Annotated in this window: 12 protein-coding genes; all 12 read right to left on the reverse strand. The window is 43.2% G+C overall.

The features are described from left to right. Positions 1-4: 4 nt before the first annotated feature. Complete coding sequence (gene curA / locus VHA02S_RS13340; RefSeq protein WP_038899226.1) at positions 5-1,036, reverse strand: NADPH-dependent curcumin/dihydrocurcumin reductase; 1,032 nt, start codon at positions 1,034-1,036, stop codon at positions 5-7. Between the two features lie 102 nt (positions 1,037-1,138). Continuing rightward, on the reverse strand, positions 1,139-1,726 hold the full coding sequence (locus tag VHA02S_RS13345) for a TetR/AcrR family transcriptional regulator (protein WP_038899227.1): 588 nt from the start codon (positions 1,724-1,726) through the stop codon (positions 1,139-1,141). Positions 1,727-1,776: 50 nt separating this feature from the next. Continuing rightward, positions 1,777-2,097 carry a N(4)-acetylcytidine aminohydrolase gene (gene yqfB / locus VHA02S_RS13350; protein WP_005432046.1) on the reverse strand — a complete coding sequence of 107 codons (321 nt, stop codon included), beginning with the start codon at positions 2,095-2,097 and terminating at the stop codon, positions 1,777-1,779. 151 nt (positions 2,098-2,248) lie between these two features. Beyond that, positions 2,249-2,638: a VanZ family protein gene (locus tag VHA02S_RS13355; RefSeq protein ID WP_038899228.1), complete on the reverse strand. Its 390-nt coding sequence runs from the start codon at positions 2,636-2,638 to the stop codon at positions 2,249-2,251. A 2-nt stretch (positions 2,639-2,640) separates the two neighbouring features. After that, positions 2,641-3,948, reverse strand: a complete 1,308-nt coding sequence (locus tag VHA02S_RS13360; RefSeq protein WP_017188673.1) for an oligosaccharide flippase family protein — start codon at positions 3,946-3,948, stop codon at positions 2,641-2,643. Between the two features lie 8 nt (positions 3,949-3,956). Then, on the reverse strand, positions 3,957-4,988 hold the full coding sequence (locus VHA02S_RS13365) for a glycosyltransferase (protein ID WP_038899229.1): 1,032 nt from the start codon (positions 4,986-4,988) through the stop codon (positions 3,957-3,959). Then, complete coding sequence (locus VHA02S_RS13370) at positions 4,988-5,818, reverse strand: putative capsular polysaccharide synthesis family protein (RefSeq protein ID WP_009697148.1); 831 nt, start codon at positions 5,816-5,818, stop codon at positions 4,988-4,990. Before VHA02S_RS13370 ends, VHA02S_RS13365 begins: the two co-directional genes overlap by 1 nt. 72 nt (positions 5,819-5,890) lie before the next feature. Continuing rightward, the gene (locus tag VHA02S_RS13375) at positions 5,891-7,141 is read right to left on the reverse strand and encodes an O-antigen ligase family protein (RefSeq protein ID WP_038899230.1); all 1,251 of its coding nucleotides are present in this window, start codon (positions 7,139-7,141) and stop codon (positions 5,891-5,893) included. After that, on the reverse strand, positions 7,107-8,159 hold the full coding sequence (locus tag VHA02S_RS13380) for a glycosyltransferase (protein ID WP_009697146.1): 1,053 nt from the start codon (positions 8,157-8,159) through the stop codon (positions 7,107-7,109). The genes VHA02S_RS13375 and VHA02S_RS13380 overlap by 35 nt, the downstream gene beginning before the upstream one ends. Positions 8,160-8,161: 2 nt before the next feature. Further along, on the reverse strand, positions 8,162-8,971 hold the full coding sequence (locus VHA02S_RS13385) for a putative capsular polysaccharide synthesis family protein (RefSeq protein ID WP_017188677.1): 810 nt from the start codon (positions 8,969-8,971) through the stop codon (positions 8,162-8,164). Continuing rightward, positions 8,949-11,144 (reverse strand): GumC family protein, encoded by a 2,196-nt coding sequence (locus tag VHA02S_RS13390; RefSeq protein ID WP_005453395.1) that lies wholly within the window; start codon positions 11,142-11,144, stop codon positions 8,949-8,951. The genes VHA02S_RS13385 and VHA02S_RS13390 overlap by 23 nt, the downstream gene beginning before the upstream one ends. Further along, positions 11,144-11,677, reverse strand: a complete 534-nt coding sequence (locus VHA02S_RS13395) for a polysaccharide biosynthesis/export family protein (RefSeq protein ID WP_005453398.1) — start codon at positions 11,675-11,677, stop codon at positions 11,144-11,146. Before VHA02S_RS13395 ends, VHA02S_RS13390 begins: the two co-directional genes overlap by 1 nt. Positions 11,678-11,684 lie beyond the last annotated feature (7 nt).

Genomic DNA, 11,684 nt, shown 5'->3' on the forward strand with positions numbered 1-11,684 from the left:
TTTCTTATACAGGTTGATTAGTTTTAATAACAAGTTTGCCGAAGTTTTTGCCTTCCAGCAGACCGATGAATGCTTCTGGCGCATTTTCTAAACCTTCCACTAAATGCTCACGGTAGTGGATTTTGCCTTCCGCTAGCCATTGGCTTACATCTTTCACGAAATTTGTGTAGCTTTGCTCATAGTGATCAAAAATGATGAAACCTTGCATCTTGATGCGTTTGAGCAGGATGTTGCCCATCAACATCGACATACGATCGGGACCTTCTGGTAACGCTGTAGCGTTGTATTGAGAAATCAAACCACAAAGTGGCACGCGAGCGCCGACATTTAACAGAGGTAACACGGTATCAAAGACTTTACCGCCTACGTTTTCAAAGTAGACATCGATACCTTTGTCGCATGTTGCTGCTAGTTGCTCTGCAAAGTCATCTGCGGTGTGATCAAGACAATCATCAAATCCTAGGGTCTCTTTTGCGTACTGACACTTCTCTGCGCCGCCTGCGATACCGATTACACGACAACCTTTTAGCTTACCGATTTGACCAACCATAGAACCGACCGCACCGGTTGCAGCAGCGACAACTAAGGTATCACCAGCTTTAGGCTGACCAATTTCCAATAAACCCACATAAGCGGTAAAGCCAGGCATACCAAGTACACCAAGGGCATAAGAAGGATGCGTCGGCTCACAGCCTAATTTAAATAGACCTTCGCCGTTAGATAGCGCGTAATCTTGCCAGCCTGTGTAAGCTACCACCCATTCGCCTGCTTGGAAGTCAGAGTTCTTCGATTCCACGACCTGACAAACGGTCCCGCCAACCATCACGTCGTTTAGTTCAACGGGATCTGCGTAGGATTTGCCTTCATTCATTCGACCGCGCATATATGGGTCGAGAGATAGGTATACGCTGCGCAGAAGCACTTCACCTTCACTTGGAGTAGGGATAGCAGTTTGTTCTAAACGGAAGTTCTCTGGGACTGGCGAACCTTTTGGACGGTTAGCCAATACGATTTGACGGTTAAGCGTTTGGGTCATGGTAAGTTCCTATATTAATTATTAGACCAGTCGTCTAGTTTTTATTCCTAAAAAATCCGCCGTACTTTTTGGGTAAAGATAAGGCGGATTAAGTGTGGTTCGTTATTTGCCTTTTAGCATACTTTGAGTGCTCTCAAAGCTGCGTATTAAGCCGGAACGATCCTGATACAGTTTGTTGAGTAAGCTTGCACCAATCCATTGATGATAAATCAAGTGGGCGGTTTGTTCTGCTGATTCAACTTGGATAGAGCCGTCTTCAATGCCCGCTTGGATACAATCTTCGATGGCTTTCACCACTTGAGTGGCACCCGAAGCCAGTCTTACACGCATTGCTTCTGAAAGATCAGAAACTTCCGCGCTCAATTTCACCACCAAGCATTTGTTGGCATTACATTGACCATTTTCAATCGCCATCCAGCGCTCGAAGTAGCTCAACAGGCGCTCGGAACCAGAGCCTTCACTTTCAGTAAAGTGGGCTGTGATCATTTTAAGGTAGCGAGAGAAGTAATCTTCAATCAATGCCTCACCAAATTGCTCTTTCGACTTGAAGTAGTGGTAGAAAGAGCCTTTCGGCACATCCGCTACCTTTAATAGTTCTGAGAGTCCAACACTGGTAAAACCTTTGGTCACTACCAACTGGTAGCCGACATCAAGAATGTGTTGGCGTGTATCGTTCGTTTTTGCATTCATGACTAATACTATAAAAGCGATTAGACCAGTCGTCTAGTAATTTGTAAATCTTACTTGATCAGTTCGTATTCAATCACATACAGCTCATCGATATTTGGGTAGATCTCACGGATAAGTTCTTTCAGTTTTGGCAGTTCAATCGCTTCTTGCTCTGCGTGGAACTCATTGATGTCATCAAACTTCAGTGGTGCTACTGACAGGATTTTAATGTCGCATACCTTGCGATCTGTTTCTAAGGTAAACACTTCCACTTCGGTATTGGGCACGTAGTGGCTTTCTGATTCATCACGAATCGTGATTGTCTTTTTACCTGCAGTGATAAGTGGTGTTAGGAATTCAAAGAAGGTGATTTTAGTTGGATGTGAAGACATAACCGATGCTCATATTAATGTAATAGGGCGAGAGTATATCTCGCCCTTTAAGAAAAATATCCAAAAAAGTGCTCACCAAAGACGCCTATGTAGAGTCGCTATTTCGAGGTGTGTAGTTTGTCGCTTTAGAGTGTTGAGTGCGCCGAAAATGTTATTGTTTAACAATGAATTTTATAAGTTTGGCACAGAAATAACCTAATATAATACCGATCCAATTAGTGCTTAAGTCATCAAAACTGAAGGAGCGAGTTGCGATAAACAATTGGCTGAACTCCTCTAAAGAGACGATAAACAATAGGACGATCAGTAACCGAATACCAAACATGTCCGCGTTTGTTGCTGTCACCCATTTAGGGAAGTTAAACACGGCTAGAAAACCAATCAAAAGGCTAAAGGTAAAATGTAACGTACTTGAGCCGCCGACATAATTCTCTAGATTTTGGTACGTGACATGATTGATATCAGAACTTTTCCAAAGCGATAGAGAAATCGTCAGTAGTAACACTCCGATAAAGCTAATTCGTGCAATCGTATTTGTCATATTTACCCCACTGGAAAAAAGCCAAGATAACGTTTCACGAAGTAGAGTGCGGCTAAGTTTTGGATTGCTAAACCTATCGCCATTGCCCAAGCTGCGCCTAATACGCCGTACCATTGAGAGAGCGTGACCAGTAATGTAATGGAGATGACACCAGATACGATAGTGATGTATTTCATGGTCTTTTCATGTCCACTCATAAGCAATAAAAACCCAACTGAACCTGTTGCCACATTCACTAGTTGCCCTAGCGACAATGCAACGAGTAAAGGCGCAGCTGCAGTAAACTCTTTGCCAAACAGTTGCATAACAAACTCAGGAAAGGCGACGCACACAACCACGGGAATCATTGCTGCTCCAATATTTGCACGGCATGCCAAACGACTAAGGCTTTGCAGTCGATCTAGTTTTCCTTCCTTATAGAGTGAAGCAAACATCGGAGCGACGACGAAGTTAATTGTGACTAACACAAAGCCAATGAGTAATGAGGTGCGTTGTGCTGCTGCGAGTAAGCCAAGATCGGAAGTTGCGAGAAAGAAACCCGCAATGACCAAGCTGCCCCACTGAACCAAATTGGAAAAGATGCTGCCAAACCAAACTTGTTTTGCTGAATAGGTTAGCTCGGTATTTTTCTCCGTTTTCCCATGACTATATTGATCAGACTTAAGCCATTTGATGCTCGATTGGAGAGCGACAGCCCCTGTTGCTATGACGAGTAAAATCATAAGGAGATCTGCATCAATTGAGTAAGCTCTCTGAGCCACTAATACCAGCGCAACCATAAAGAAGCTCACGCCGAGTTGTAACGCAAATAGCGAGGGGACAACTCGTCTAGAGGCTTGCAATACTCGGCTATTTGTCTGCCCAATAACGAGTAATGGGATCGACAACAAAGCAAGTGCCAGTGCAGCGTCGGAAACGCCAGTTGTGTTTACGTGTTTAGGGAAAAAGTTGAATGCCAAGTAGATAAAAGTACACGCTGCTACACTAAACAACAGACTTCGTGCTAGCGCGATACGGTAGTTGTTGCTCTGTTCCTCACTATTGTTATTCGAGAAACCAATAGCGTTGTACTTAACAAGCGAAACATCAAATCCTAACTGAGAAATAATGGCAGTGAAGTAAGCGAGATTAAACAAAAAGAAAAACTGCCCTGATGTCGATGCATCTGTGACTCGGGAAACGATGAGCGTTAAAAGAAACGCAAAACCAGCACTTAGAACACGGGTAACTGCGGTTTGAAAGCCGAGGGAAAACAGACTTTTTTCCTTGTTCTGAGTGGCTGCGCGCTTTTGTTGTAGTTGTTGAAGCATTTGATCCTCTAGCTGTAAATGCTGATTAGCGCGATTCGTTGTTTTTCTTCACTAAATGTTTCATTGAGCACCTTTGAGTACTGATTGAAGTCAATATCGTGGTAGTGATTAATGCAATGGGTGATTTGTTTTGCCATCTCTTGTGGACCTTGTGCCAAGAAAGGGTAGTTAAGATCTTTGGTGGCACCGATAGAGCGAATGACCATAGGTAAATGCAGCTTCGCCGCTTCAAGAATGGTCAGCGGCATACCTTCCCAAGCTGCAGTATGTAAGTACAAATCCGAAGTTTTGAGTAGGCTAACGACTTCATCTCGTGGAATCATGCCCGTGACTTTAATACCTTGTGCACGTAACTGATCTTCAAGCTCTCTCTCGCCGCCACCAATCCAAGTGATATCAATATCATGTGCTAACTCAGCCTTTTTGATTTGACCGAGTGTATCAAGCAAGAACTGAGGATCTTTTTGTGGAGCGACTCGTCCTAGAATGACCAATTTCAGTTGAGTTTTGTTAGTATTTGGACTGCGCTCTTCGCTACCATAGGTTACGTAGTTATTGAGTAACTCAGCGCGCTTAGCGCCTATGCTGATGGCTAAATCGCATTCGCGTTGACTGCACCCAGCAACAACATCGATTTTTTTGAGCGCGATTTTTTCTAACGTCTTGTAAATCTGTTTGGCAAAATTGGAAATATCTTCACGTTCAAATGCATAACAGTGGGGCGTGTAGATAAGGCGAGCATGACCGAGCTTTAAGAATCGACCGAGGAAGCCCGCTTTACTTGAGTGCAAGTGAACAAAATCTGGCTTGATCTCCGCAATGAATGCGTTTGCGTCCTTCATGAATTGCAATAAGTTGCCCTCTACCCATTTTGTGTGGCTAAAGACATGGTTGCTTGATTCATTAGTCATATCATTTGAGCGAGCACGAGCAAGCAATGAATGTTCGAATGCTTCGCTACGCGAAGAGTGAACGTAGCTGTAGAGTGCTGTTTGAACCCCACCGCCAAAAGCTTCGGTTATGTGCAGTACTTTTTTCATTATGCTTTGGTCCCTGGAGTTTGCTTCCACTTGTTCTTAAATGCTTCACGATCTTGCTCTGAGTAAAGGTGACGATAAAGAGGAAGATCGTACATGTAGAAAAGCTTGGAGAAGTCGTAACGCTCTTTAAAGTACTGATGGATATTGGAATACCACTTGTTCTTTGCTTCGTTGCTGTTTTTAAGAATAAAATCATCAAGCTGAAGAAACTCACCGATCTCTTTATCAAGGGAGCTCAGCTGTTCGCATTTAATTAGAATGACACTCGCCTTTTCATTACTGAATGTATAAAAAGGTTGAGTGTTATCAATCTCTTGGCGAAGTACATCGATGTTGAAGTTACGTTTAAGCTCGTTATCGAACCAGTTAGCAAAATAATTAAGGTTAAGGTAGTTATCGAAGCAATGCTCTAAATGTTTGTAAGTCACATCCATATCGCGATGGATAGCGTCGTTTTTCTTGCCTTCGATGAATTGAATATGCAGGTCTTGGAAAAAGCGGGAGAAAACCGTTGCAATTGGGTCACGTACCAGAGTCACAATCTTGATGTTGTCGCGCTTTTGTAAGATGCGTTTTCTTTTGTTGAGAACAAGGCGATACATGGTGCGTTTTTTAAAGTCGAAGAATTTACTCACATCTTTTTTATTGTGGTACATCTGGAACTCTTCGTGATCATCAAACGTGTGGATGTGGTAGCTCGGAATTTTACGCTCACCCAAAGTATGCTCAATAGACGACGAACCGACTTTACCCATTTGGTAAACCAGCACGAAATTGTCTGCTTGAAGTTCTCGGTTTTTCTCAAATTGTCGAGAGATTGAATATTTCATTTATCCTATCCTTGATAGCTTTAAATTGTTTGCTCTTCGCCATTTCTATTTGTTGGTTGGTGGCGAAATCAGTTAATTGGGTTTTGAATCATGAGCAGGTTGAGAGTGGAACTCTGCCGAAACGGTTGTCTCTTGCTGGAGGTTATAATGCCTTGCTTTACTGATCATGACGGGTAGTAAAAGTATTAAAATGATGGTGGTATTCACGGCGACAAAAAACACCATGATTAGAGCGTAGATTGCGAGTAGGAAGCTCTTTCTATTCTCTTCCAATGAGTTGAAACAGCCCTTCATAAAGTGCACATAACCACCAAATAACAACAAAATGCCTAATAGCCCGTATTCGATAGAGGTATCTAGAACAAAGTTGTGGGTGTAAATCGCTAACTCATCGTAGTTAAAGTAGTTGATCATGTAGTGAGGTAACATCTTTGCTCCGACACCTAAAATTGGATATTGAAGCAAGATGTCTAGCCCGTTTGCCAAGAGCAATTTACGGTGTAAATTGGAGACCCAACGCGCTTCACTTTGGTTGGCAAATAGGATGTCTTCCTGAGTAATTTCGAGCTTGTCTGCAAGCTGGTCAAAACCCACGTAAAGCGTTGTTGATACGACGAAGAAGATGACTAAACTTACCCCAATCAGAACAGTCCAAGTGTAGGTCTCACTGATGGTTTGTCGTACTAATCGCTTGATCACCAGTTGATCCATAAAAACCAACAAGCAAAAACCGAGCAACGCTTTTCTCTCTTGAGAAAGAACCAGTAGTACGAATGCAAATAGCATTAATAGGGGAAAAGCGCGGATTTTGTCTCTGTAAAGGTAGAGTAGGGAGCAGAGAACACCGAAGGCGTACTTACTCACGCCCAATAGCTTGAATCCACTCTGATAGCCTTGTGAGAAGTGCCACAGCGCAACAAGAGAGCAAATTACCAGTAAGCTGTATGTAAAATAGACCATGATTCGCTCGTCGTTAAAGACACCGTAGGCGTAAAGTAAACACAGCAAACTTAATATGGCTACCCATTGAACTGTCTCCGTGACCAAAGGCATAAATGGGACACGATTAAGAAGTCCATTGACAAAAACGTAGCTGGTAAACAGTAATAAGAAGCCCATGCGAGGATGTAGCAATGCATGGGTTTTACCTTCCAGTATGATAAGAGCGACTAAACCGATCGAGAGCAAGCTTGCAATATCGGAAGGCGCGAGTACGAGGCTACCTGCTCCCACTTTAAATGGTGCGAAAAAGAGGGAGATCGTAATTGCTGCCAGTAATGAGATGCGACTACTTACTGGTGCAGAGTTGCTGGTAAAGTCCATAGTAACCGTCTCGGAATTTGTCGATGGTGTATAACTTGGCGCGATTAACTGAGTACTCGCTTGCTCTGTTGTACATTTCTTGGGTGGTGCAAAGTTGAGTTAATTTGTGGGCAAGTTGCTTTGAATCTCCCAGATCAAACAGGTATTCGCTGCTGCCCATGACTTCATCTAATCCAGGTACGTCAGAAGACAATACTGGCAAACCTGCTGCCATCGCCTCAACCGCAGCTAAACCGAAGCCTTCCACTTTAGAAGACTGGACGTATACGTCGATGTCGCTCAGGAATGACGGAATATCAGAGATGATGCCGTGAAAATGAACCCTTTCGGCAATATTGAGTTGATGACTAAGAGACTGTAGTTCGGTGCGTTTACTACCATCTCCCGCTAAGTGAAGCTCATAATTGGTCGGCATTAGGGCAGTCGCACGAATCAAGGTTTCATGGTCTTTATGCTCATGCAGTCTTCCGACCATACCGATATTAATAACTGGCTTTTGTAGCACTGAACTGGCGGACTTTGCGACCATTGGAAAACGTTCGAGATCAACGCCATTGTGTACAACACGATATTTGTGTTGGTAGTGAGGCATGAATTTCACGAGCTCTTCTTGCACTTTTTCACTGATGCTAACAGTAAGGTTATGACCTCTGTAAAGCAGGTGTTCCATGAATTTGAATAGGGGGTAGTCACGTCGGCGGTTATAAGAACAATGCTCGGTTTGAATTCGTTTTTTCCCCACAGCTAATAGCGCGAGATAGATGGAAGGATATAGGTGACCATGAACTAAATCAGGCCAACGCAACAGTGACCACTTTTCTTTTAGTGAAAGCGTTTTCCAGTTAAAACATTCGATGCCTTGAGCAGATAACAAGTCCAGATAGTCGTTGTCATCGCACAATACAAGAATCTTTATATCGTATTGAGGTGCGTGTTCCATCACAAGATCCACAAGGAATTTTTGCGCGCCCCCATTTTTGGATAAGTCATTGATGATATGAAGTATTTTTGTTTTCATAATTAGGCAGATAAGTAATCTTTTTTGAACTTTTCGATCTCAGATGCAGAAAAGAAATGCTTAGTGAATTTAGAAGTGAGCATTTCTTCAATGAGCGCTACTTTTGGATGAAAAGTACGTTTAAATTCAACAAGAAGAGGGGAGTACCACTTGTTATCGGCTTGGTTATCATGCTGCACCTTTACTTCTTGTTGTAAAAAGGTGCTAATTGCTTTTTGTGACTGATCGAGTTTATCGACACGAACAACCATAAGAGAGAAGTTGTCCTTTTGGTAAACTTGATATCCAAGCTCATGATCAAAAGGGTGTGTAAACACGTCGATGCCAGTGAGTGGCTTGATTTCATTATCAAACCATTCCAATGGATATTGATGGTTTACATGCTCCTCAAAAGCTTCATGTAACAATTGAGAACGTTCAGAGCGTACTGCACTGTCATCGTTTAAGTACTTTGCCGCCATCCAGAATGGTAGGGATTGGAAGAACATGGATATGTTTCGACCAATCGGCTCACGCACTAAAGAAATGATGCGGACTTGTTTCTTACGCTTGAGCATGCGACTCATGATCAAGCGCTTTAATAAGCGCTTGATGTAGTTAGTCGCAGGGTTATGCAGTTGTGCACGAACTGGAGATATCTGTTTTTCTGCATCGATAGACATCAGATCGTGTAGATGAATCGATTTTGGAATCGATTTCTCCAACGCGCTCGACCCCACTTTTCCCATTTGATAAATCAGTACCGGGCTGTCCTGCTCCTTTAACAGTTGGTACCACTGCATGCTAAGGCTAATAGGCGTACTGCTGGACATAATTCGCTTCTCCTTCCTTTGATTTTGCCTGAGTAATCAGAACGCCAAGCGAAGGAACTGAGTGTTGAATTTGTTTAGATAGCGCTGCGTTAACCAATGATGCCTTGGTCGATTCTGATCGGATTACCGTAATTAATCCGTTTGCTTTCTTACCTAGAATGAGTGCATCGCTCACTGATAGCAGTGGAGGCGTATCAATAATGATGCGGTCATATTTCCCCTTGAGGTATTCGATCAATTTGTCGAAACGATCGGATGCCAACAACTCTTGTGGGTTTGGTGGAATAATCCCTGCAGGCAATACATCTAGATTCGCCTCCTCGCTGCGAACAATACACTCACTTAGCGATGTATCCATCGTAAGGATATTGGTGAGTCCAGGGCTCGACTCCGAGATATTAAAACGTTTGGCGATCGATGGTCTGCGTAAGTCACAATCGATGATCAAGACTTTCTCCATGGTGGAAAAAGACACTGCCATATTGATGCTCGTTGATGTTTTGCCTTCTTCTGGAATAGCTGAAGTGAAAGGGAGCACTCTCTGTTTCGAGTTTGTTAATCTGAGCAGGAGAGAGGTTCTGACCGAGCGGCAGGCTTCGCTGAACAGTTTCTCATCTTTGTCGAGATAAGCGGTATAGCTCACCCCACCTTTGCGTAGATTACGCTTTTTCACTCTTGGTATTGTGCCTAGGCAGGTGACACCCAGCTTTTCTTGTACATCTGAGGAAGTACGAATCACTTCACGCAATGTTTCTAAAATGATGACAAGCGCACAGGCAATAGCAAAACCAAAGAAGGTTGCAATTAACACCAGCTTCATACGTTGTGGCGCAATCGGGAAAAGCGGAATGATTGCTGGATCAGTAAAACGCGCAGTGACGTTTTTGTAATCGCTAGTGGCGCTGGTCTCTTTCTCGCGGTTCAAAAACGCTTCATACAAATCTTTGTTCGATTCGACCTCTCGCTTCAGTTGCTCATACTTGGCTTTTTGGGAGCCTAACATTTGGAAATCTGACTTTTTGCTGTCTAATTCCGCGCGAAGCATATCTTCTTGCGCTTTCGCTGCGAGTAAGTCTTGTTGTTTGCTGAATGAGATTTCGCGAATCAGCTGTTGAGTTCGGGTGCGAATTGAATCTAGCTGAGCCCTAGCTTGAACCATACGGTCATGCTTTGGTCCATAGCGTTGAGAAAGCTCAGAGACATTTTTCTCAGCTTGAGCTTCAGAAAGTTTAAGATCGCGGATCTGCGCTTGGTTTGCAAATTCGTCGATAGACAGAAGGCTATCTAAGTCTTGTGAAGATTTACGCTTCAAAAGGTCGATCAGAGTCTGCGCTTCAATACGGTTGTTAATCGCGGCATTTAACTTGCGGCTTAGCTCTTCGAGTTCACTGGCGTAGATATCATCAATACCATTGATATCAATCAGACCTTCTTGCAATAAGAAGTCTTGTAGCGCTTGCTCAGACGTTCTCAAGCGTTGTTCTAGCTTTTGTGAGTTATTGGTCAACCAAGTCGCTGCGTTTTGAGTAATTACTAGCTTGGCTTCGAAGTTGGTATCGATGTATGCCTGACCGACGGCATTCGCAATCTTGGTCGCAAGCTCGGGATCAGTAGAGCGAAAGCGAATTTTCACTAGCTGAGTGTTACGTACAGGTTCGATCTCTAGCTTCTCTTTGAATGCTTGAAGAGCTTGGTAGTATGGCTTTGCATGCTGTTGAGTTTCTTCAGGGTTTGGAGACACTCGTAACACATCTTGTACTAGTGGGATGGACTTAATCTCATCAATTTTCTGCTCAAATCTACTTGACCCTGTGAACTCAGGGTGCTGGGTTAAGTTAAGCTGAGTAATCACTTTGTCGGCAATGTGATTTGATTTAAGAATGGCGATTTGAGTTTGAAAGTACTCTTTTTTAGTGGTGTCCACGCCGTACACTTCTTCAATTGAGAGTGCACTTTTTTGCTCTTCTTGAATAAGAAGGGTAGCAGTGGCTTGGTATACCGACTTTTTCGAATAGATATACCAAGTGCAAGTGAGAGAAAAGATGATGGTAAACGCTAAAATGCTTAACCAATTCTTTTTAAGTGTTCGGTAGTGATGCCCAAAACGAATCAACTCGATGCGATTGGAAGAAGGATGAGTAGAATGAATTCCGTTCATTGAATTGCCTGTCATTAGAAGAAGCTCTGATCGATAAATACAATGTCGCCAGGCTCTACCGAGCGCTGCATGTTGACGCTTTCAACAGTTTTACCTGTTGCATGTTGGGTAAGGTTGATACTTTTTCTTGATGCTCGGTCGGTCAAACCACCGGCTAGAGCGATCGCTTTTTCTATGGTGAGCCCTGGTTGATATTCAAACCCACCTGGTTTTCTTACTTCACCGTTCACATAGAAAAGTCGAAAGCTGTTGATTGTGACCATGACTTTAGGGTTAATGAGGTAATCACCTTTTAGCCCGGTTTCTATTTCGTATTTCAGCTGTTTTGGTGTTTTGTTGATCGCCTTGATGCGTCCTAGGTATGGGTAATCGAAGTAGCCATCTGACGTAATTAGGATGTTTTTTATCGTCAGATCTTCTTCGCCATACACTTGTACAGAAATGGTATCGCCTGTATCGAGCAAATAATCTTGCTCACTGGTATTTGCCGAAACAAAGGCGCTAAATAGAACCAGCGTTAAGCCAAGCAGCGTTGTTAAAAGATTCATTGATATT

Origin of the sequence: Vibrio harveyi NBRC 15634 = ATCC 14126 = KCTC 12724, from assembly GCF_001591145.1 — a bacterium.
Classification (GTDB): Bacteria; Pseudomonadota; Gammaproteobacteria; order Enterobacterales; family Vibrionaceae; genus Vibrio; species Vibrio harveyi.